The sequence below is a fragment of the Bradyrhizobium genosp. P genome (assembly GCF_049949265.1).
Lineage (GTDB): Bacteria > Pseudomonadota > Alphaproteobacteria > Rhizobiales > Xanthobacteraceae > Bradyrhizobium.
This window is the reverse complement of record NZ_CP188195.1, coordinates 8,140,347-8,160,646: the sequence shown is the minus strand read 5'-3', so window position 1 is coordinate 8,160,646 and position 20,300 is coordinate 8,140,347. Positions and strand designations below refer to the sequence as shown.

General features: G+C 62.7%; 19 protein-coding genes and 2 pseudogenes. 9 read left to right on the top strand and 12 right to left on the bottom strand.

Features of this window, described 5'->3' with window-relative positions:
* Positions 1-312 precede the first annotated feature (312 nt).
* Complete coding sequence (locus ACP2YO_RS39205; protein WP_426436489.1) at positions 313-1,767, top strand: hypothetical protein; 1,455 nt, start codon at positions 313-315, stop codon at positions 1,765-1,767.
* A 386-nt stretch (positions 1,768-2,153) separates the two neighbouring features.
* Complete coding sequence (locus ACP2YO_RS39200; protein ID WP_426443424.1) at positions 2,154-2,444, top strand: methyltransferase; 291 nt, start codon at positions 2,154-2,156, stop codon at positions 2,442-2,444.
* Between the two features lie 22 nt (positions 2,445-2,466).
* Here the strand turns inward: ACP2YO_RS39200 and ACP2YO_RS39195 are convergent, their stop codons facing one another.
* Positions 2,467-3,741 carry a cytochrome P450 gene (locus ACP2YO_RS39195; RefSeq protein WP_426436487.1) on the bottom strand — a complete coding sequence of 425 codons (1,275 nt, stop codon included), beginning with the start codon at positions 3,739-3,741 and terminating at the stop codon, positions 2,467-2,469.
* A gap of 181 nt (positions 3,742-3,922) precedes the next feature.
* Positions 3,923-5,194, bottom strand: coding sequence for a cytochrome P450 (locus tag ACP2YO_RS39190; RefSeq protein ID WP_426436485.1), 1,272 nt, complete (start codon positions 5,192-5,194; stop codon positions 3,923-3,925).
* 426 nt (positions 5,195-5,620) lie between these two features.
* Here ACP2YO_RS39190 and ACP2YO_RS39185 point away from each other — a divergent pair, with 426 nt between their 5' ends.
* Together ACP2YO_RS39185 and ACP2YO_RS39180 are read left to right on the top strand one after the other, a co-directional pair.
* Entirely contained in the window at positions 5,621-6,754 is a 1,134-nt protein-coding gene (locus ACP2YO_RS39185; RefSeq protein WP_426443423.1) for a DUF898 family protein, read from the top strand.
* A 3-nt stretch (positions 6,755-6,757) separates the two neighbouring features.
* Positions 6,758-7,870 (top strand): M48 family metallopeptidase, encoded by a 1,113-nt coding sequence (locus ACP2YO_RS39180; RefSeq protein ID WP_426436483.1) that lies wholly within the window; start codon positions 6,758-6,760, stop codon positions 7,868-7,870.
* Between the two features lie 10 nt (positions 7,871-7,880).
* Here the strand turns inward: ACP2YO_RS39180 and ACP2YO_RS39175 are convergent.
* Positions 7,881-8,000: pseudogene (locus ACP2YO_RS39175) on the bottom strand (antibiotic biosynthesis monooxygenase); the annotation flags it as partial.
* Between the two features lie 68 nt (positions 8,001-8,068).
* Here ACP2YO_RS39175 and ACP2YO_RS39170 point away from each other — a divergent pair.
* Entirely contained in the window at positions 8,069-8,287 is a 219-nt protein-coding gene (locus ACP2YO_RS39170) for a hypothetical protein (protein ID WP_426436481.1), read from the top strand.
* Positions 8,288-8,302: 15 nt separating this feature from the next.
* Here the strand turns inward: ACP2YO_RS39170 and ACP2YO_RS39165 are convergent, their stop codons facing one another.
* Complete coding sequence (locus tag ACP2YO_RS39165) at positions 8,303-8,530, bottom strand: DUF6894 family protein (RefSeq protein WP_426436479.1); 228 nt, start codon at positions 8,528-8,530, stop codon at positions 8,303-8,305.
* Positions 8,531-8,880: 350 nt separating this feature from the next.
* On the opposite strand from ACP2YO_RS39165, the gene rpsU reads away from it, so the two are divergent.
* Positions 8,881-9,165, top strand: a complete 285-nt coding sequence (rpsU, locus tag ACP2YO_RS39160; RefSeq protein ID WP_426436478.1) for a 30S ribosomal protein S21 — start codon at positions 8,881-8,883, stop codon at positions 9,163-9,165.
* A 207-nt stretch (positions 9,166-9,372) separates the two neighbouring features.
* Here the strand turns inward: rpsU and ACP2YO_RS39155 are convergent, their stop codons facing one another.
* Complete coding sequence (locus ACP2YO_RS39155; RefSeq protein WP_426436476.1) at positions 9,373-9,726, bottom strand: DUF6665 family protein; 354 nt, start codon at positions 9,724-9,726, stop codon at positions 9,373-9,375.
* A 325-nt stretch (positions 9,727-10,051) separates the two neighbouring features.
* Here ACP2YO_RS39155 and ACP2YO_RS39150 point away from each other — a divergent pair, with 325 nt between their 5' ends.
* The gene (locus ACP2YO_RS39150; RefSeq protein WP_426436474.1) at positions 10,052-10,306 is read left to right on the top strand and encodes a DUF6894 family protein; all 255 of its coding nucleotides are present in this window, start codon (positions 10,052-10,054) and stop codon (positions 10,304-10,306) included.
* A gap of 28 nt (positions 10,307-10,334) precedes the next feature.
* Here the strand turns inward: ACP2YO_RS39150 and ACP2YO_RS39145 are convergent.
* Positions 10,335-10,520 (bottom strand): annotated as a pseudogene (locus tag ACP2YO_RS39145) (helix-turn-helix domain-containing protein); the annotation flags it as partial.
* A gap of 180 nt (positions 10,521-10,700) precedes the next feature.
* Between ACP2YO_RS39145 and ACP2YO_RS39140 the strand changes: the two are divergent.
* Entirely contained in the window at positions 10,701-12,047 is a 1,347-nt protein-coding gene (locus tag ACP2YO_RS39140) for an IS5 family transposase (protein ID WP_426436472.1), read from the top strand.
* Here the strand turns inward: ACP2YO_RS39140 and ACP2YO_RS39135 are convergent.
* The 6 genes from ACP2YO_RS39135 to ACP2YO_RS39110 form a co-directional block, all read right to left on the bottom strand.
* Positions 12,044-12,559, bottom strand: a complete 516-nt coding sequence (locus ACP2YO_RS39135) for a Crp/Fnr family transcriptional regulator (RefSeq protein WP_426436470.1) — start codon at positions 12,557-12,559, stop codon at positions 12,044-12,046. The genes ACP2YO_RS39140 and ACP2YO_RS39135 overlap by 4 nt on opposite strands.
* A 355-nt stretch (positions 12,560-12,914) precedes the next feature.
* On the bottom strand, positions 12,915-13,910 hold the full coding sequence (locus tag ACP2YO_RS39130; RefSeq protein WP_426436468.1) for a LysR family transcriptional regulator: 996 nt from the start codon (positions 13,908-13,910) through the stop codon (positions 12,915-12,917).
* A 93-nt stretch (positions 13,911-14,003) separates the two neighbouring features.
* The gene (locus tag ACP2YO_RS39125) at positions 14,004-15,032 is read right to left on the bottom strand and encodes a MerR family transcriptional regulator (RefSeq protein WP_426436466.1); all 1,029 of its coding nucleotides are present in this window, start codon (positions 15,030-15,032) and stop codon (positions 14,004-14,006) included.
* 349 nt (positions 15,033-15,381) lie between these two features.
* Positions 15,382-16,602, bottom strand: coding sequence for an ABC transporter substrate-binding protein (locus tag ACP2YO_RS39120; RefSeq protein WP_426436464.1), 1,221 nt, complete (start codon positions 16,600-16,602; stop codon positions 15,382-15,384).
* A 448-nt stretch (positions 16,603-17,050) separates the two neighbouring features.
* A complete protein-coding gene (locus tag ACP2YO_RS39115) occupies positions 17,051-17,857 on the bottom strand; it encodes a DUF2927 domain-containing protein (protein ID WP_426436462.1) in 807 nt (268 codons plus the stop codon).
* Positions 17,858-17,944: 87 nt separating this feature from the next.
* Entirely contained in the window at positions 17,945-18,514 is a 570-nt protein-coding gene (locus ACP2YO_RS39110; protein WP_426436460.1) for a L,D-transpeptidase, read from the bottom strand.
* 225 nt (positions 18,515-18,739) lie between these two features.
* On the opposite strand from ACP2YO_RS39110, the gene ACP2YO_RS39105 reads away from it, so the two are divergent.
* Positions 18,740-20,284, top strand: coding sequence for an acetolactate synthase large subunit (locus ACP2YO_RS39105; RefSeq protein WP_426436458.1), 1,545 nt, complete (start codon positions 18,740-18,742; stop codon positions 20,282-20,284).
* Positions 20,285-20,300: the final 16 nt, after the last annotated feature.

Here is a 20,300-nt window from a genome sequence, read left to right as displayed (position 1 = left end):
TATGGGCCGCCCGAATGGAAATGTGCGAGGATTGGCGGACTTCGTAATGCAGGTTGGGGTAGGTCGCGCCGCCTCCGCGTCCCTCGCGTATCAAATCGAGAACGCCGAAGATTGGCCAGACCGGGTCGAGGGGGCGGGTAGGGGAAATTCAGGCCAGCCACGTTAAACCTACGAGTGTGATGCTCGCGCATGCCCAACGGAATATTTCCGTTAACGTACTGTCTTGCGTCCGTCATCCCGCATACACGAGCCGCCGCATAAATTACTTTTTTTGGGGAGGTTTCGATGAACTTTGCGACGAATATTTGGGGCATGCTGCGCCATGCCGTGAATGGCGCCGTGGTCGCCGGGCTATGCGTGGCCGCTACGCCGGCACCTGCCTCGGCGGATGAGCATGAACACAAGCCGGGCGAGGGGATCAAAAACATCCTGGTGATTAAGCTGGAGAACGAGAGCGAGGGAACGACGTTCGGGCCAGCTTCTCCAGCGAAGTATCTCAACGACACACTCCTGAAACAGGGCGAATTGATCCCGGATTGGTATGCAACGGGCCACGTCAGCCTGGACAATTACATCGCCCAGATCTCGGGCCAGGGCTCTACACCGTCGACCAATAGCGACTGCATCAATGCCGCGACTTTCTCGCCGACCAATCTGACCGGCATGTATTTCGACGTCTCGCCGGGCACGGACGCCAACAATTCGTCTTTTCCAGGCCAAGTGGTAGGCGACGGCTGCATCTACCCCGCGCCCGTGGGGTCGTTTGAGACCTCTCCGAGGAAAAATGCCGCCCGGACAATCGGCGACCAACTCGATGAGAAGTATGACCAAGTCGCCTTCACTGCGTCAGGCGTGAAGTATAGGCCGGGGCACATCCTGTGGCGGCAGTATTCGGAGGATATGGGCAACACGACAAGTCGCGACGGCGGCACTCCCGATCCACTCGGCGGTACCGACTGCGGTCATCCCGCGCTGGACGGCGTCGACACGACCAATTCTGCGACCGCTTCCGATCAGTATGCAACACGGCACAACGGGTTCATGTATTTCCACAGCGTTATTGACAATCAGGCGCGTTGTGACGCTCACGTCGTCCCGCTGGGCAAAGTGAGCGTCGGCACTGGGCCGAACGGCGCGGACGTATTCTCGGGGCACCTTTATCAGGACCTGCAACGCCGCGAGACCACTCCAAGATTCATGTTCGTGACGCCCAATCTGTGCAACGACGGCCACGATGCTATCTGCCAGGGTCCCAATACCGAGGGCGGTTCCGCTGGCGGTCTCGTCGGCGCCGATCTTTGGCTCAAGCACTGGATGCCGATGATCCTGGCCTCGCCCGCCTACAAAGAAGGCGAACTGCTCGTGGTTCTGACCTTCGACGAGGGCAACCCGCTAGCCGACACCGCGGCGTGCGATCTGACCAATTCGTATCATTCGGCTATCTGCAATTACCCGACAGGGCCGAATATAAGCAATTTCGGCTATAGCCCGCTTCTCGGATTCCTCGGTGCTGAGAAAGCCCCGACCACCACGGGGGTCTATCCGGGCGGCGGCAAGATCGGCGCCGTATTGTTCAACGCGCGCCACATTGCGCCCGGCAGCGTCAACAGCGTCGGCCAATACAACCACTTCTCGGCGCTGCGCAGCTACGAAGATTTGCTCGGCATCGACCAGGGCGGCGATGACGGGCACGGCCATTTGGGCTTCGCTGCCCAGCCGGACCTGCGGTACGCGACCTTCGGGCACGACGTCTTCAACAAGGACTAGTCTTGAGACCGATGTCGTAGCTGAGCCGATTCCCATTGGTCCAGCCGGCTTCGGACAATCGCAAAAGGGCCGAGAGTCGCAGGATTCTCGGCCCTTTTTCCCGCATGACCACGGGACGTCTGACCCGAGCCGAATCTTGCGATGGCAACCGCTTTGCCGCTATGAAATGACGCCACAGCGAGACCTCGCAACCATTCTGGTGCACCTGGTGACAGCCAAGTTGAGGACCACGCCGTGAGCGCAGCAACACCGGAACATATTATGCAGGTTGGTTTGGGCTTTTGGGCATCCAAAACACTCCTGAGTGCCGTCGAATTGCGCGGATTTTTGAGTGCGATGAGCGCAATCAGCGCGGGGCCGGCTGGCGCGATCGCCGCCAATTTCCCGTGGAGAGACTACAAGACTTTCATGGATCTCGGTGCAGCTCAGGGCATGGTTCCCGCCACGATGCGCTTCCAAAAGGCGGCGCCGTCGTCGTTTATGATGCCCTCATCGATGATGATCGCCGCACCAACGCCTTCGGTCTCATGATGAGCCTGAATATGCTGATCGAGACTCCCGGTGGGTTCGATTATACGGGGGAGGACTGTCAGGCCTGGATGCGTGACGCAGGATTCTCAAGAACGTGGGTCGAACCGCTGGTCGGTCCGGATTCGATGGTGATCGGATTAAAATAGCTCGTGCAAGCGCGGTTTATCGTCAGCCCGGAATCCGCACCGGCAGCGACTCGATCCCGCGCACGAAGCTGGAATAGACCCGCTTCGGCTCGCCGACCACCTCGATTCGGTCGAAGCGCTTCAGCATCTCCTGCCAGACGATCTTGAGCTGCAGGTCAGCGAGCCGCATGCCGACGCAGCGGTGAATGCCGAAGCCGAACGACAGGTGGATGCGCGGCCGGGCGCGGTCGATGATGAATTCGTCGGGCCGCTCGATCACCTCGTCGTCACGGTTGCCCGAGACGTACCACATCACGACGCGGTCGCCCTTTTTGATGGTCTTGCCGCCGATCTCGGTATCGACCAGCGCGGTGCGCCGCATATGCGCGAGCGGGGTCTGCCAGCGGATCACCTCCGGCACCATGGTGTCGATCAGATCAGGGTTCTCCTTCAGTTTCCTGAATTGGTCGGGATGCTCGTGCAGCGCCAGCACCGAGCCGCTCATGGTGTTGCGGGTGGTGTCGTTGCCGCCGACGATGAGCAGGATGATGTTGCCCATCAGATTGTCGGGATCCATGTGCCGGGTGGCGTCGCTATGCGCCATCATCGACAGCAAATCGTTCTTCGGCGGCGCATTGACGCGCTCGTTCCAGAGGCGGGTGAAGGTGGCGTAGCACTCGTCCATCTCCTGCCGCCGCTGCTCCGGCGATTCAACGATGCCGCTCTTCGGCAGCGCAGTCGAGACATCGGACCAGCGCGTCAGCTTGCGCCGCTCTTCCCAAGGAAAGTCGAACAGCGTCGCCAGCATCTGGGTCGTCAGCTCGATCGAGACGCGCTCAACGAAGTTGAAGGTCTCGTTGCGCGGCAGATTGTCGAGCACGGTCGCCGAACGCTGCCGGATCAGCTTTGCCAGTTCGTCGAGATGCTGCGGCGTGAACATCGGCGACACGGTCTTGCGCTGATGGGCGTGCTTCGGCTGGTCCATTGCAATGAAGCTCGGCCAGTCGTAGCCCGGCGGCACGTCGCGGATCGAGATGCCGCCGAGCGTCGAGTCGGAAGAAAAGATGCCGTGGCTGGTGTCGACATGCATGATGTCGTTGTACTTCACCACCGACCAGTAGGGCTCGATCGGCGAATTGGTGCAGTAATGCACCGGCTCTTCCTTGCGCAGCCGCTCGAACCACGGCCACAGCGTGTCGTTCTGGAACAGTTTTGGCGCGCCGGGATGAAAGTCCTTCAGCGGGGTTGAATATGCTTCCTCGCGCGCCTGGCGTAGCGACTCGGCCTGCTCGGCGCGGATGGGGGTTTGGACGTTCATGGTACTTTGCTCCAGCGAATGTTCTGACCTTCACCTCTCCCGCTTGCGGGGGAGATCGCCGCGCTCGAAGAAGTGCGGCGGGCGGGGGCTCTTTCCATACGAAGAGTGTCGCTTGCGGTGAAACCCCTCACCCCAACCCTCTCCCCGCAAGAGCGGGGCGAGGGAGCGCGGCGCCTATGCCTCACGCGGCAATGCGCACCGGCAGCGTCTCGTAGCCCTTGATGAAGCTGGAATACACAAGCTGCGGCTCCTCCACCACGTCGATCGTGTCGAAGCGCTTGAGGATTTCCTCCCAGATGATCTTGAGCTGCAGCTCGGCCAGCCGCAGGCCGACGCAGCGGTGGATGCCGAAGCCGAACGAGATATGGGTGCGCGGGCGGGCGCGGCTGATGTCGAACTCGTAGGGGCGCTCGATCGCTTCCTCGTCGCGGTTGCCCGAGACGTACCACATCACGACCTTGTCGCCCTTCTTGATCTGGCGTCCGCGGAACTCGAAATCGGCCAGCGCCGTGCGCCGCATATGGGCGAGCGGCGTTTGCCAGCGGATCACCTCGGGCACGAAACTGTCGATCAGCGCCGGGTTCTCCTTCAGCTTGCGGTACTGGTCGGGATGCTTGGCCAGTGCATAGATGCTGCCGGACAGCGTGTTGCGCGTGGTATCGTTTCCGCCGACGATCAACAGGATCAAATTGCCGAGGAAGTTCTTCGGATCCATGTCGCGTGTGGCGTCACTATGCGCCATCATCGAGAGCAGATCGCTTTTCGGCGGCTGGTTGATCCGCTCCTTCCAGAGCCGCGCGAAATAGCTGGCGCATTCCATCAGCTCGGCCTGCCGCTCGTCCTCGGTCGCGACCAGGCCGCCGGCGCCGGGCAGGGTGGTTGCGACATCCGACCAGCGCGTCAGCTTGCGGCGGTCCTCCCAGGGGAAGTCGAACAGCACTGCCAGCATTTGCGTGGTCAGCTCGATCGAGACCTTGTCAACCCAATCGAATATCTCACCGCGCGGCAGATTGTCGAGGCATTCGGTCGAGCGCGTGCGGATGTTGAGCGCGAGCTGGTCGAGATGGGTCGGCGTGAACATCGGCGCCACGGTCTTGCGCTGCGCCGAATGGCGGGGCTGGTCCATCGCGATGAAACTCTCGCGGCGCAGATCGGTCGGGACGTCGCGGATCGTGATGCCGCCAAGCGAGGCGGCCGACGAGAACACTGAGTGGTTGGTCTCGATGTCCATGATGTCGTTGTATTTGGTGATCGACCAGTACGGCCCGAACATCGAGTCCTTGCAGTAGTGCACCGGGTCTTCTTTGCGCAGCCGGTCGAAATACGGCCAGAACGAATCGGTCTTGAACAATTCAGGATGGCCAGGATCGTAATCCGACAGCGGAATCGCATTGGCCCGCTCGCGCGCGGCATCCTGATTGATGTCTTTAACGAGATCGATGGTTCCGTGCATGAGCGGCTCCTCAATGGTCCCTGGGCCGGGGCCTTGCCGGCGCGGTGATGTTTTATCGAATTACATTCCCATTCGGGCGTTTGCGCAAGGGTCCTCAACACGCATTTGGCCGCATGATTGCGGCACTGGGAAGGACTGATTTCGGACACCCTTCGCGGTGAAAAAAGGCTGGGGGCAACTAACGCTGTTTGAAACAACGTTTTATTTGATCGGCGGCAACGCGCAGCCCGCATCAACCGATCGATCGTAGCCGCGCACTGATTTCGCGTTCCCGGCAAGCCCCCGTTAATGCAAAGCCCTGGCGGTTCCTGAAAGTCCGGCTTGCAGCCTCGACCTTCTGTGAAACCTGGGTCACACTTGCAGCGGATAATCTGTGCTTTTGATCCGCAGAGATTGTCACTGTCCGGGAGCTGATCCGTGAATGACATGAGCTGGACCCCGCCGGGGCTACCGCAACCGCCGCCGATGCCGGTAGCGTTCTCCGGGAATCGCAAGGAGTTCTTTCGCCTGATCGTGCGCGGTGCCGGGCTCGAACTCGTCACCGTTGGCTTCTACCGGTTCTGGCTCGCGACCGACATCCGTCGTCAACTCTGGTCGAACACGTTGGTCGACGGCGATGGCGCCGAATATACCGGCCGCGGCAAGGAGCTCCTGATCGGGTTCCTGATCGCGCTCGCGATCCTGGTGCCGGTCTATCTCGGCTATTTCCTCGCCGGCCTCGAGGCGGAGCGCGTCAAGGCCTTCGCGTCGCTGCCGCTGGTCGCCTTCTTCTATGTGTTCGGGCAGTTCGCGATCTACCGCGCGCGGCGCTATCGCCTGACGCGCACGGTGTGGCGCGGGGTGCGGTTCTGGATGAGTGGGTCGGGCTGGCTCTACGCGTTGCTGGCCGTGCTGTGGGGCCTGCTGGTCGCGGTCACCCTCGGCCTCGCGCTGCCGTGGCGCGAGGCGGCGCTCGAGCGCTACAAGATGCGCCATTCCTATTACGGCGATCTGCAAGGCAGCTTCGAGGGGACCGGCTGGGAGTTCTTCAAGCGCGGCTGGTGGCTGTGGCTGCTGGCGCCGTTCGCGCTGTATCTGACGGTTTTCGCGCCGTTCGTCTATGGTGCGTTCAAGGCGATCGAGTGGCGTTGGTGGCTGTCGGGTATCCGCTTCGGCGAGGTGCGGCTGGAATCGACGCTGCGGCGCAGCGCGCTGATCGGGCTCTATTGGAAAGTGATCGGCTGGATCGCGTTGCTCGGCGTCGCGTTTGTCGCCTATCTTGCGCTGTGCGCGTTCCTCGTCGCGAGCATGGATGCCACCCCGATCGCGGTCTTCTTCAAGACGGCAGCGTTTGCCAAGAGCATTCCGCTGCTGGTGCTGGCCGGCATCGGCTATCTCGTCTTTGCACTGTCGATGAACGTCGTGATGCGGATCTACCTGATGCGCGATCTCTGGGTCCGGGTGCTGTCCTCGACGATCGTGCACAACATCGAGGCGGCAGCCAATGTCACCGCACGCGGCGAGTTGGCCAACGCGCTCGGTGAAGGCTTTGCCGACGGCCTCGACGTCGCGGGCTTCTGACACATGGAGACCGGTCCCGGCGAAGCAATCTCTGCCGTGCTGCCTCAGGCGGGCGCGGTCTATTTCGACGGTACCTCAAGCAAGCGGCGCTTGGTCACGCTCGCGCTGTCGGATGCGCTGGGGATCGTCGAGGGCGGCGAGACGCTGACGGACTGGGCCTATGCCGATATCCGCCGTGCCGACAGCCCGGCCGGCTTGTTGCGATTGAGCTGCCTGACAGCGCCGGCGCTGGCACGGCTCGAGATCCGCGATCCGCAGCTTGCAGCCGAGCTCACGGCGCGCTGCCCGCGCTTCGAGGACAATCTTCCGAACCGCCGCGGCGTCGCCGCGATCGTCGGCTGGTCGCTCGCGGCGGCGGTCTCGATCGTGCTGGTGGTGCTGTTCGGCGTACCGCTTGCTGCCGACCGCCTGACACCGCTGGTGCCCGACAGCTTCGAGCGGCGGCTTGGCGACGTCGCCGACGCGCAGGTCAAGGTGATCTTCGACGCCAAGCGCTGCGACGATGCCGCAGGACAAGCCGCATTCGAAAAGCTGGTCGGCGCGCTCAGGCAATCCGCAGGCTTCGACAATTCGGTGCAATCGGCGGTGCTGGCGACGTCGATACCGAATGCCTTCGCGCTGCCGGGCGGCAAGGTCTATCTGTTCGATGGACTGCTGGCGAAAGCGGAAAGCCCCGACGAGGTCGCCGGTGTGCTGGCCCACGAACTCGGTCATCTCCGCCACCGCGACAGCATGCGCGAGCTGATCCACAATGGCGGCACCTCGTTCCTGATCGGGCTGTTGTTCGGCGACATCACCGGCTCCGGCGCGCTGGTTTTCACCTCGCGCACGCTGGTAACGTCGTCCTATTCCCGCGACGCCGAGACCAACGCCGACACGTTTGCGATCGAGACCATGCACCGCCTCGGTCGCCCGGCGAAGCCGATGGGCGAACTGATTTTCCGGGTCACCGGCAAGGAAGGCGGCAGCGGGCTCTCGATCGTCTCCAGCCATCCGCTGACCGAAGACCGCCTCGCCCGCATGAGCAAGGCCGACGGCGCGACCACCGGCGAGCCGCTGCTGTCGCCGGCCGAATGGCAGGCGCTGAAAGGGATCTGCGGCAGCGGCAAGATCTGATTCGCACGAGTTACGCGACGCAGATGCCCGGCACCGCGATCCTCTGGAACAAATGCGGGGACGCCACGGCCGATGCGGAGAGCTTCGACCTGAACTCCGGATGCGTGAACGCCGCCCGGAAGTCGGGGGTGGTCTGCTCAAGACCCGACGAACACCGGCCGGCGACGTCCTGACCGGTCTCGTGCTCGACCTGTTCCGGTGGTCTTCGAGACCAACCCGCATCACCGGCGGGCGCAGCTCGTCGTTCTCACCGGGAAGGGGCGCCGGACCCTCGATGCCGCGATGGCCTTGCAGGTGCCATGGGTCAACGGTCTTTCGGACGGGCTCGCGGTCAAGGACCTGGAAACGGTCCGTCGGGTGATCGTGGCCCTGCTGAAGAAGCTGGAGGGTGACGACGAGGGCGAGCAGCGGGCATGAAGGTTTGGCGCGGCCCTAGCGCTTGCTCTCGAAGATGAACGCGGCCTTGAACAGCGCCTCGGTTTCCGTGCGAACCTCGATGGCAACGTCCTGCCGCTCGTCGAGCGGCGGAAGGTCCTTCGCCAGGCCGACCAGAGACTGCGCGGCTTCGATCTCGGCCGCGCTCTGATCGGAAAGTTCCAGCCCCTGTTCGTCCGGATAGAGGTCTGGTCCGGTTCTGATGTCGAAATAGTAGCGCGTCATGACGGTCTCACCATCGCAGGCGGGAGTGCATCGTCTCCCAGCCACCGACGCCTGTGGAACCGCTGCCGATGATGGCTATCAACTCCGATATCCCGGCCCGGTTCAAGACCGAAATTGGGGCGGTCCGCGCCGCGTTGGACGATAGATAGCGTGTGCGGCCCGTCGAAACTCACCTTGCGTCTGCGAAATAAGTATATAGTTTGGGGCAGTTCGATTGGCCTTGAGCCTTGAAGATCGGTCGTAGCGACCCTTTTCCAAAGACATCGTCGGACTAAAAACAGCGTAGTCGTGGACTCGCGCGATGGCAGCGCGCAGCACGTCGTCTTACATCAACCGACCGGAGCAAACGATTGCAGGTACTTGTCCGCGACAACAACATCGACCAGGCGCTCCGCGTTTTGAAGAAGAAGATGCAGCGCGAGGGCGTGTTTCGGGAAATGAAGCGGCGCAGCGCCTACGAAAAGCCATCGGAAAAGAAGACGCGCGAAAAGGCCGAGGCGGTGCGTCGTTCCCGTAAGCTCGCCCGCAAGCAGGCGATCCGGGAAGGATTGATCCCGGCACCTCCGAAAAAGGAGATCCCGGCGCGCAAGCAGCCGCTGCCGGCGGTTCCCAGCGGTGAACGTCCGGCCAGGTGATTCTGATTTGAGGGTGGCGCCCGCTGTTCAGTGGAGCTTCACCCGCAGGGCAGGCGGCGAGGAGGCTTTCGATCGCCTGCCGCCGACCTCTGATCGAACGGCCGACCGTCAAGACGGCGCTTTTGACCCCGAGCTGACATTTTTGCCCCGCGCAGGTTCCGCGCTACAACTTCCGTGCGCAAGCAGCGAACTCAGCCTGCGCTTCTTTCATGATGTTGCTGTCAGCGTCGATGTGGTGGGGACCACTCCCATGCACTGCTGCACTTCGCCCGGCACGTTATAGGTGCGCATGATGGCGCGGCTGTCGCGCAGGCCACAGGCCTCTCGCTGCACCACGAACATCCAGAGCGCGTGGCCGGCTTCCATCACCAGTGTGCGCCGCGCTGGCTGCGTCGACGCCGGTGCGCCCGAGCCCGGATGAGCGGCATCGAACTCCCGCAGCCGGGCGAGGGCCGCTTCCAGCGCGCGTCCCATCCGTCCGAGCGAAGCGGCCGTTTCCTGGGCGATCTCATAGTTGAGAACGTCGACGGGAGCGTGATGAAGGCGAAAATCGCGGGACATCTGATATCACGGGAATGAATGCGCATACGCACTATTGTCCTGGCTTCGTCGGCAGGTTGTCAATGGATCCTGTCTTGACGCTTGTACAATCTTGACGCTTGTCCAAAGTTGGACGCCTGATTCTAAGTCGTTCGGAAGAACAACGATGGTCTCCCATGTCGCGCGGGCTGGTTCGATCTTCGCACCTGAGATTGAATCATCTGGTTCATTTTAAGTTGTGCCGTAGACTAGACATAAGATAACATGTTCATCATTACCGTCCGTTCGCGGCCTAAATCGGTTACTGAGAGCGGTTGTGCTCCCGCCTTGGCTAATGAGGGCAGGAATGCGAAATCAAGAAACCACGACTGCTTCATACCGGTTTCGGGTTTTGGCCAATGGGGTCGAAACGCACCGAGCGGATACCATCGCCACCGGCGATCCGGACGAGCTTTGGCATGAAGCCGCGATGTCGGCGTGCGATATGATCCGCAACATGTATGGGCGAATAGAACCGGGCCTCGACTGGCGTCTAGAGGTCACTGATCGCTCCGGAAAAGTGATTAGCCAATTTTCGTTCAAAGCGGAGATGCCGCTGTAAAGCGGCCGTCTCGCCAAAGGTGACAGTGCTAATCGCGGTGCTGGATGAGCAACCGATCGTAGTGAAGCTTGACGGTGTCGTAGCATTCGCATGCGCTCTGCCGCAGACCGTCGGCGTCGAGAATCTGAATTCGTCCACGCGCATATTTGATCAGGCCGGCGGCCTGTAGCGTGTGAGCCACGGCGGTCACGCTGGTGCGCCGGACGCCCAGCATCTCCCCGAGATAGTCGTCCGTGAAGAGCGGCTAAGCGATTGAGCTAGAATCGCATTTGTCGTTGTGGACTGTTTTGCGATTGCAGGGTTTTGATGCTTCGAGCATCGGAACCCTGCAATTTCATTTTCAGGATTCCGTCGAATCGCCAGTCATGATTCCGTCGTCGCATCGGAGGTGGCGATGCGACCGAAGAAGCACAGGACGACGGGATCGGGCGATCTGTTCCGGGCCAGGCTGGACCAGATCATCAATATGAAGCACGAGCTGGTTCAGCTCGCCGGCAAAGTCGATTGGGACTGGATCGACGGTGAGATCGCGCCACTCTATAGCGAGAACGGTCGGCCAGGCATCGCGACCCGATTCATGATCGGGCTGCTGTTGCTCAAGCACATTTATGGCCTGTCCGATGAGGGGGTGTGCGAGCGCTGGGTCCACGACCCGTACTTCCAGTTCTTCACCGGCGAAGAGTTCTTTCAGCACGCCTTCCCGCACGAGCGCTCGGACCTGAGCCACTGGCGCAAACGGCTCGGCGACAAGCTGGAGCTGTTGCTGGCCGAGAGCTTGCGGGTGGCGCACGAGGCCGGCGCGTTACGCAGCCAGGACCTCAAGCGGGTCACGGTCGATACCACCGTGCAGCCGAAGGCGATCACCTTCCCGACCGATGCCAAGCTGCTGCACGCGGCGATCAAGGGGCTCAACCGCCTGGCGAGGAAGCACGGGGTCAAGCTGCGGCAGTCCTACCTTCGCATTGCCAAGACCGCGGCAATGATGGCGGGGCGCTACGCCCATGCCAAGCAATTCAAACGGCATCAGCGGCAGTTGCGCATCCTGCGTAGCCGGCTGGGCCGGATCATCCGCGATCTCCGCCGCAAGATCGAAGGTCAGGCTGTGATCGAGAACGCGTTCGCCCTCCCGCTCAGCCGGGCTTCGCAGATCCGCTCGCAGCAGCAACGCCAGCGCGGCTGGAAGCTCTATTCCTTCCACGCCCCGGAGGTGGAGTGCATCGGCAAGGGCAAAGCAGCCGCGCCTTACGAGTTCGGCGTCAAAGCCTCCATCGTCACCAACAACCGCCTGGCTCCTGGGGGCCTGTTCGTGCTGCACGCCACGGCGCTACCCGATAACCCGTACGACGGTCATACCTTGCAGGACGTCATTGACCGCACCGAGACACTCACCGGCTGCGCGATCGAGCGGGCCTATGTCGACAAGGGATACCGCGGTCACAACGCACAAAATCCCCGCCGAATCTTCATCTCTGGCCAGAAGCGCGGCGTCTTCGGTGTCATCAAGCGCGAGCTGCGCCGCCGCTCCGCCATCGAACCCATCATCGGACACCTGAAGACCGATGGTCACCTCGGCCGCTGCTACCTCAAAGGCCGCGCCGGCGATGCGGCTAACGTCATCCTCTCAGCCGTCGGCCACAACTTCCGCCGCATCATCGCCTGGCTAAGGGCTCTTTGGTGCCTGATCCTGACCACCCTCATCGCTGCCGCCAGCGACCGCTCTCCGCTTAATTCGGTTTCTTAACGGACGACGAGATATTCTTGCGTGAAATTGAGCATGTCGCCTTCCGACAGATCCCGCGCGCGCAGCAGCCAGCGGCACAGCCTCGCCTCGACGTGATGCGTGGCGAAACACGCGGCGGATTGCTGCGCCTGGGCGTACACGGCCTGCTCATGACGAATCAGCAACGATAGCAGGTTCGGACTCTGCAGGGCAGTCGACTTCAACACGTCGATGTCGCAAACGATGATGTCGCCGGCGAGCTGAACGATTCCACGGCAGAGTGAGATTCTTCCGTCGAGCGCTGCGGCCGCTCCGACAACGCCATCCGAGCCGACCATCGCGGCCTCGACCATCTCTCCGGTCGAAAGCGTCACGACCAGTGACACAACCGCACCGGTCGGAAAGTAGACGTGCTTGATCTTCTGATCAGTCTCGAACAGCACCGAATGCTGCGCGAAGCCCGTCGTCTTTAAATGCGGCTCAAGACGATCGAAGTCCGCCTGGGCAATCTGCGTCAGCAAAAGGTTCTTCATATGCGTTCCCGGTGACAGGCGGGAGCGCAGAGAACTCTCAGCTATCGGTGCCCTGGCGGATATCCGATAATGCGGGAACAGTAAAAGTCCTACCGGACATTGCGAGTCTTTATTTCAAACCACCCGCTTTGCCGCGAAATTGTGGCTGCACGTATCCGATCGCGTCTTCTGTCGCCGTCTGCGCATGTGCCGCACTGATACGCAGTGCAGCATGTGGCGCAGGCAAACCAGTCTCATATGTTCGGTATCGTACATAGGAAGCGCTGATCTTCGGCCGTTCTGCTCTCTACCAAGGGTAAGGCAGGCAGACGTTACTACGCGCCGATTGCAGTTACGGGCGAGGCGCTCCATCGAGCTACGCGTTGCGTGCCACTTTCCGCGAGCGCGCCGATCCGGCCCCTGCCACGGCCGATCTGATATTCCACACCGCCCGCGCGGCGGCGAAAGCCTGCGCGATCGCCGGCTCCTGACGCCGCGTCGCGAGACAGGCGAAGCTGAGGTCGCAGGTGATCTTCACCGTATCGGCGATGACGAAGTTGTGCGGGCGCGACAGCCGCGGCGCGAGCGCGACGTCGCGCGCGAGGCTGAGGCAGATGCCCGATTCGACGAAGTCGATCATCGCCTCTTCCTGATCGGTATAGCCAACGCGCCTCGGCAAGGCGCCCAGCGGGCGGAAGATGTCGTCGAGCAGCCGCCGGTGCGCCGAATGCATCGGTGTCGCGAGCCATGGCAGATGGGCGAGCTCGGCCCAGCCCCTGCCGATCACCCGTTCGCTCCAGTCGATCGGCGCGATGACGCGATAGTCATAGCTCAACAGCGGAGCCAACTGGTAGCGGCCGTCCTCGACGCTGCGCTCAGTGAAGCTGTGATGCACGAGCTGGTCCGCCGGCGTCGCGTCGACATAGTAGCCCACGTCGAGCTCACCCCTGCCGATCTGCGCGAGCACGTCGTCGCTGACGCCGTGGCGCAGGAACACCTCGGTCCGCTGCGCCGATGTGGCGAGGCTGCGCACGAAAGGACCGAGCCTCGTGAACTCCGGATCGAGGATGGTGCCGACGCGCAGCGTGCCGCGCTGGGCTTCCTTCAGCGCCTCCGCCGTCGCCTTGAAATCCGATGCCGCCGCCACCGCCTTGTGCGCCATCGGCAGCAACGCTGCGCCGGCTTCGGTCAGCGTGAATCCGCCCGGGGTGCGGTTGAAGAGTTGCAGGCCGGTGCTTTCCTCCAGCCCCTTGAGCTGCAGGCTGACGGCGGGCTGGGTCAGCTTCAGCACCGCTGCGGCGCGCGACACCGTGCCTTCGCGGGCAACCGTGGTGAAACAACGCAGGGCCTGTGTGCGGGGGAGGTCGCTCATTAGCCGGGCTTATAGCACACTTCCGACCCGCGCATCTGTCCGGTACCGTGCGTTAAGGTCGCGGTGTGCAGCGGCCGAAGCCTGGAGTTGTCGTCAGGCCGGCCGCCACGCGATGACGCCTTCGGTGCGTGCGCGAACCTCGGGCGAGGCGAGGCAGGTCGCAACCGCCTCATAGCCGGGCGCGCCCGGAACCGGCGTGACGGAGATCGGCGGGCTGTGATTGGCGGGGCACAGGATGACGGCTTCGTCGTCACCGACAGTATCGAGGTCCAGGATCGCGTTGGAGCGGGTGAGAAAGAATAGCGGCCGCGCGCGCGGTCCGCGGCGGCGCAAATGCGCGATCAGGGCCTCCTGGGTCGTCGTATCGAGTCCCTGTTCCAGCATGTCGATCACGAGGATCGCGGGGCTATCCGCGAGCAGGGCCGCGAGCAGGGCGATCAGCGCCGGCGATGCCGCGGCGCCGGCGGCTGTGAGCGCGGCCAGGTTCTCGTCGACCCGCGCCTTCAGGGCCGGGTCGGCATCCAGGCGCCCGCGAGCCGCCGCGCCGCCGTCCGCGGCGCGCTCCAGTCCCACGAAGGCGGCATCGGGGAGCGCGTCCGCAAGACGCTGTGCGAGCCGTGTCTTGCCGCTGCCAAGCGGCCCGACGATGTAAGTGAGCAGCCTGACGTCGCGCAGCTCGAAGCGTTCGCCGCCCCACGGCCACGGCAGATCGAACGCGACGCTGACGGCCGGCCGCGCCCTGACCGCGCCGATGACGTCACGCGTCGCGGGCATCTCGCCGCGGCCGAGGTCGGCGCGCAGGCGGCGGATTTTTGCGATGCTGTCGCCGGACTGACGGATGCGCTCCTCGAGGCTTCTCTCGTGCGCGGCGAGCACACGCGTGAGAATCTCGGCGTCGCCGCGCAGGATACGACCGACTTCACTGAGGCTGAGGCCGAGCGCGCGCAGTTCGACGATTTCGGCACCGCGGGCCATCTCGGCCGGTCCATAGGCTCGCCATCCCGCCGGCGTACGGACCGGTGTGATCAGGCCGCGCTCCTCGTAAAGGCGTAGCGCTTTCGCGGAAATGCCGAGCTGCCTCGCAGCTTCGGATGGGCTGTAGAATCTTGCGGCAGCATTCATCGAATCACCTCGCATCGTCTGACCGCTCACCTTATGGAGGCGGCCGCAGGGGCAAGGTCAAGCGTCTCTGTTGTTTCGGGGCGAGCCAAACCGGTGCGCGCAAAGCGCGGCCCCGATGACAGGGACGTCCGCTTTCGTGCGCACGACGGACGCACATCGGACATCGCCCGATGTTCGAAAAGGGCCAGCTGCGGACTCATGCACCCCAGCAAGGGAGCCCGCTTCGATCACCTCGTCGGCGCGTGCGAGCAAAGCAGGCGGGGTTGAGGCCGATCGGCTTGGTGGCATGTTGCATGGAGACGTTAGATTTCGCATCCTCCGTTCGAGCCAGTTGTTTCCCCGGACACAGCTACTTGTCGACGTTGGAGAAAGCCGTTTCGAGGACATCACCGATTGGTTGCCACGTGCGGCCGTCGAATTGAACCAGTCGCAGGTGTTTGATCGGCCGAAAGTTCCAAGGTCCGGTGCTGATTTTGATCCCAGGTAACAAAACGGAGCCTTGGTAGTCTTTGAGGGCCGCTGCTTGCTTCATGACGTTCTCGCGAGACAGGTCATTGCCACACTGCTTGAGCACTTGCACCAGGGTCTCGGCGGCCGCGTAGCCGAAGACGGCGGCGCCGTCGTCTTTGCCTCCGGCCCGACTATATTTCTCAACAAATGACTGCCAGTCCTTTGTGGCTTGTTCGTCTTTCCAAGCTAGATCATTTGCATCCTTCAAGAAGGCGGCTGTAATCGCGCCCACAGCATTTTCCACGCCAGCAGGCTTTAGCGCCGTCGCAATCGATGAAGCCATATGGCTCAAAATGAACACAGGGTGCCAATTGAGCTCCGCCGCTATTCGGATTACTTTCGCTGCGTCTGCAGGCGCTCCTGCAAATACAAAAATCTTGGCTCCTGATTGCTTCAGGATCGATACGTGCGTGTCCAGATGCTCATCTGCGATATCGTACGCGATATCGACTCTGATCATACGGGCGACGTCACCGAGCCCGTCTTCCAATCCCTTGATTATTTCCCGACCGACTTGATCGTTCTGCCAAAGAGCTACAATCTTCTGTCGGGGGTAGGACGCCTGTATGTAGTTGGCGTAGATGCGTCCCTCTTCCCGAAACGACGGCTGCCAACCCATGGTCCACGGAAACAAGGTTGGGTCGCTGAGATGATCGTCTCCGGAGGCGACGAACAGCTGGGGCACTTGCCTGTCATTCAGGTATTTGCGAACGGCAAAATTGCCCGGCGTTCCGAAGGAGCCGAACATCAACAAGACGCTGTCTTCCTCGATAAGACGGCGCGTAAACTCTAGGGCGGCCGCCGGATTGGATTGGTCATCATATGAGATAAAGCGCACCTTACGGCCGTTGATCCCGCCGCGCTCGTTGATCATCTCAAAATACGCGGCTTCGGCTTTCCCAATCGCCCCGAAGACCTCCAAAGTTCCACTATAAGGCATGAGATTGCCGATACGAATTTCCGTATCGGTCACGCCTTGTTCGCGGACTCGCTCGGAGATCGCGCTCAGCGCAGTGAGCGCTAAGACGATCGCAACGAGCGTTCGGACCCACGTTTGCATCGGATTAACTCGTTACAGAAGCCCATCGCTTGCTGACGATGGATAGTCCCGCTCGCGCGCGACGAGCGGCAACGCTGCCACTGCGCCGCCAAGAAGCGCGATGAACTCCCGTCGCCTCATGGGCTTCGTCCTCGGGCAAGGACCGCACCCTAGCACATCGTCGGGCGAAAACGTGTCGTGAGGCACCGGGAAAAAGATCATTCATGGTCGAATCGGGGTCAGAAGCCGACATCAGTCGGTACGGCCAGTCTGTGTGCGCAATTGCGCACCGGGACCGGGCGACCCAGTACGCCGCGGCCCATCGGTTCAAGCACGACTGCCTCTGGAATACTGGATCGCCCGGTCAAGCCGGGCGACGACAACGAGGGTCTGGCTGCTTGATCGTTGAAACCGGATTCTCACACCGTGATTTGATGTGGATGCAGCCCGGCGCACCCTACTGCGCAGCTCACTCCAGATGATTCACCTGCTTCACCCAGGCACGCACGTCGGCGAGCACGTCGGGCAGCACGGCCTTGACCTCCTGCACGGTCATGCCGGCCTTGATGCGGGGGTCGTAGAGCAGGTTGAGGATGTACTGGTCGTAGACGTCGAAAAAGCCCATCGAGACGCTGTCGTTGAACATGGTCCACGGCACGCTCGCGGTATCGTTGATCGGGCCGAGCGACTGCAACAGCTCCTCATAGGCGCAGTCGAGGAAGACGAAATCGCCATTGTCGACGGTGAGGATCACGTCGGAATGCTCGATCTCGTAATTGTCGTTCTTGCGGAAGCCGGACAGGCATTGCGGGTCGAGCGAGGTGCGGATCTCCTTGGCGCGTTCGCGGCCATAGAAGGTCGTAATAGTGCGATAGAGGTCGTGGTCGCGCACCATCTTGACCCGCACATTGGCGGCCTCGTTATCCTCGGTCATCGCGATATCGAGATGCTTGATCCTGGTGCCGATGTCGGCGACGACCCTGGCGAGCTGGGCCTTGCGATCGGCGCGGTTGCCGTCGGCGAACACGCGCACCGGGCTGTCGTATTTGCGGATGCGATCGACCCGCCCGGCGAGATGATACTCGGCGCCGAACGCGGTCTTCAGAAAACCCTCGACGATCTCGGTGTCGGTGAAGACCTTCTTCTCGGCGCGCTGGCGCGAGGCGATCGCCGGAATCTCGGCGGCGACCGCAATGGCATCGGCGAAGGTCGCAACAAGGGTGACGGCAAGCGCCACGGCGAGGAGAGCCAGGATCGGAGGTCGGTATCGGCGCATTCGAACGACGCTGCCGCAAGGCTTGCAGCGGCGCAAGGCCATATCAGCCGTGACGCCGGCGCCGGGTTCCCCTCGGAGTCAAGGCGGTCAATTCTTCACGACGACGGTGGTGCCGACCGAGACGCGATCGTAGAGGTCCTTGACGTCCTCATTGGTCATGCGGAAGCAGCCCGACGAGACCGCCTGTCCGATCGTCTCGGGCTCGTTCGAGCCGTGGATGCGGTAGAGCGTCGAGCCGAGATACAATGCGCGTGCGCCGAGCGGGTTCTCGATACCGCCGGCCATGTGGCGCGGCAGATCGGGGCGGCGGTGCAGCATCTGCGACGGCGGCGTCCACGACGGCCATTCCTTCTTGGCGCTGATGCGGTGGACCCCGCCCCAGCGGAAGCCGTCCCGGCCGACGCCGATGCCGTAGCGCAGCGCCTCGCCGTTCGCCAACACCAGATAGAGCCTGCGCTCGGCCGTGTTCACCACGATGGTGCCGGGTGCGTAGTTGGTCGGGTATTCGACGGTGGTGCGCGGGATCGGGCTCGCGCCGCTGCCGAAGAAGGTCGGGCCGTCGTTCATGTAACCGCGAGAGTCGAAGAACTGGGCATGTGCCTGGCCGGCACCTGCCAGGATCGTGAGCGCGGCAAAGATCAGGGCAACCAGGCGCATCGTCATCGTCCTCGCGAACAATCAAATATGCGGCCAGAGAGGCCACAATTGCCGGCCTTTCGCAAGCGACGAAGCCGTGAGGCGCGGCGGTTTCGGACAACACGGTTTAAAAAGGCAACATTCCGTAAGCGATACCAGCATTGTCCGGCTAAACCTTTGACGAGGCGGATGAACAATGGTTGATCTGGACCATCCTCAAGAACATCTCAGAACGGGAGCGCGGCGATGAATGGTGCGGAAAGCCTGGTGCGGACATTGGTCGCAGGCGGTGTGGATGTCTGCTTCACCAATCCGGGCACCTCGGAGATGCATTTCGTTGCGGCGCTGGACAAGGTCCCGGGCATGCGCTGCGTGCTCGGCCTGTTCGAGGGCGTGGTGACGGGGGCGGCCGACGGCTATTTCCGCATGAAGGGCACGCCGGCCTCGACGCTGCTGCATCTCGGGCCCGGCCTCGCCAACGGCCTTGCCAATCTGCACAACGCCAAGAAGGCCAATTCCGGCGTCGTCAACATCGTCGGCCAGCACGCGACCTACCACATCGAATACAACGCGCCGCTGACCTCCGATATCGAAGGCCTGGCACGGCCGATGTCGGCCTGGGTGCGCACCTCGCCGGACGCGAAATCGGTCGCCAAAGACGGCGCCGCCGCGATTGCTGCCGCCAGCGGCTCGCCGCCGCAGATTGCGACCTTGATCCTGCCCGCCGATACCGCCTGGAACGAGGCTGACGGCGTGGCGCAGGTGCCGGTCGAATCCCAGCGCCAGAGCTATTCTGCACAGGCCGTCGAGAACACCGCCAAGTTGCTGCGCAGCGGCGAACCGACATTGCTGCTGATGACCGGCAGCGCGGTGACGGAGCAGGGACTGGCGCTGGCGGCGCAGATCGCCGGCAAGACCGGTTGCAAGGTGATGGGACCGCTGGCCAGCCCGCGGATGGCGCGCGGACGCGGGCGGTTTTCGATCGATCGGGTGCCTTACGTGGTTGAGCTGGCGCAAGCGGCGCTGAAAGGCTTTCGGCACATCGTTCTGCTCGAGGCCAACGAGCCCGTGGCCTTCTTCGCCTATCCGAACAAGCCCAGCCTGCTGAAGCCGGAGGGTTGCGAGATCCATCGCATGACCTCGAGCGGGGAGAACTCTGTGGCGGCGCTGGAGGCGCTGGCCTCAGCGGTCGGCGCCAAGCCGTCCGATGTGAAGCCGCAGGCCACAGTCGATCTGGTCAGGCCGACGGGTGCCTTGAACCATGCGTCGATCGCGCAGGCGATCGCCGTGGCTATTCCTGACAACGCCATCCTGGTCGACGAGTCCATCACGACCGGACGCGGCTTCTTTCCGGTGATGGCGGGCGCCGCCCCGCACGACTGGATTCAGAATCTGGGCGGCTCGATCGGCTATTCGACGCCGGTCGCGACCGGTGCGGCCGTGGCCTGTCCGGACCGCAAGGTGATCTGCATGGTCGGCGACGGCTCTGCGATGTACACGATCCAGTCGCTGTGGACGCAGGCCCGCGAAGGGCTCAACGTCTTGACCATCGTGTTCGCCAACCGGATCTACCAGATCCTGCGCGGCGAGTTCGACGGCGTCGGCGCCGGCGAGCCGGGCGAGCGCGCACAGGACATGCTGAAGATCGACCGTCCGACGCTGGACTTCGTCGCGCTGGCCAAGGGCATGGGCGTGCCGGGCGTCGCGGTGACAACCGCGGACGAGTTCAACAAGGCGCTGGCGGACGCCATCGCCGAGCCGGGACCGCGGCTGATCGAAGTGCAGATTTAGGAAGGGTTTATGATGC

Excerpts from the sequence above, each read along its gene's own strand:
- ACP2YO_RS39205 (WP_426436489.1), top strand. The coding sequence starts at position 313 with ATGCTGCGCCATGCCGTGAATGGCGCCGTGGTCGCCGGGCTATGCGTG.
- ACP2YO_RS39155 (WP_426436476.1), bottom strand. The coding sequence starts at position 9,726 with ATGTCCCGCGATTTTCGCCTTCATCACGCTCCCGTCGACGTTCTCAAC.
- ACP2YO_RS39110 (WP_426436460.1), bottom strand. The coding sequence starts at position 18,514 with ATGCGCCTGGTTGCCCTGATCTTTGCCGCGCTCACGATCCTGGCAGGT.
- ACP2YO_RS39185 (WP_426443423.1), top strand. The coding sequence starts at position 5,621 with ATGAGCTGGACCCCGCCGGGGCTACCGCAACCGCCGCCGATGCCGGTA.
- ACP2YO_RS39180 (WP_426436483.1), top strand. The coding sequence starts at position 6,758 with ATGGAGACCGGTCCCGGCGAAGCAATCTCTGCCGTGCTGCCTCAGGCG.
- ACP2YO_RS39125 (WP_426436466.1), bottom strand. The coding sequence starts at position 15,032 with ATGAATGCTGCCGCAAGATTCTACAGCCCATCCGAAGCTGCGAGGCAG.
- ACP2YO_RS39165 (WP_426436479.1), bottom strand. The coding sequence starts at position 8,530 with ATGACGCGCTACTATTTCGACATCAGAACCGGACCAGACCTCTATCCG.
- ACP2YO_RS39190 (WP_426436485.1), bottom strand. The coding sequence starts at position 5,194 with ATGCACGGAACCATCGATCTCGTTAAAGACATCAATCAGGATGCCGCG.
- ACP2YO_RS39150 (WP_426436474.1), top strand. The coding sequence starts at position 10,052 with ATGCGAAATCAAGAAACCACGACTGCTTCATACCGGTTTCGGGTTTTG.
- ACP2YO_RS39195 (WP_426436487.1), bottom strand. The coding sequence starts at position 3,741 with ATGAACGTCCAAACCCCCATCCGCGCCGAGCAGGCCGAGTCGCTACGC.
- ACP2YO_RS39130 (WP_426436468.1), bottom strand. The coding sequence starts at position 13,910 with ATGAGCGACCTCCCCCGCACACAGGCCCTGCGTTGTTTCACCACGGTT.
- ACP2YO_RS39140 (WP_426436472.1), top strand. The coding sequence starts at position 10,701 with ATGCGACCGAAGAAGCACAGGACGACGGGATCGGGCGATCTGTTCCGG.
- ACP2YO_RS39105 (WP_426436458.1), top strand. The coding sequence starts at position 18,740 with ATGAATGGTGCGGAAAGCCTGGTGCGGACATTGGTCGCAGGCGGTGTG.
- ACP2YO_RS39120 (WP_426436464.1), bottom strand. The coding sequence starts at position 16,602 with ATGCAAACGTGGGTCCGAACGCTCGTTGCGATCGTCTTAGCGCTCACT.
- ACP2YO_RS39115 (WP_426436462.1), bottom strand. The coding sequence starts at position 17,857 with ATGCGCCGATACCGACCTCCGATCCTGGCTCTCCTCGCCGTGGCGCTT.
- ACP2YO_RS39135 (WP_426436470.1), bottom strand. The coding sequence starts at position 12,559 with ATGAAGAACCTTTTGCTGACGCAGATTGCCCAGGCGGACTTCGATCGT.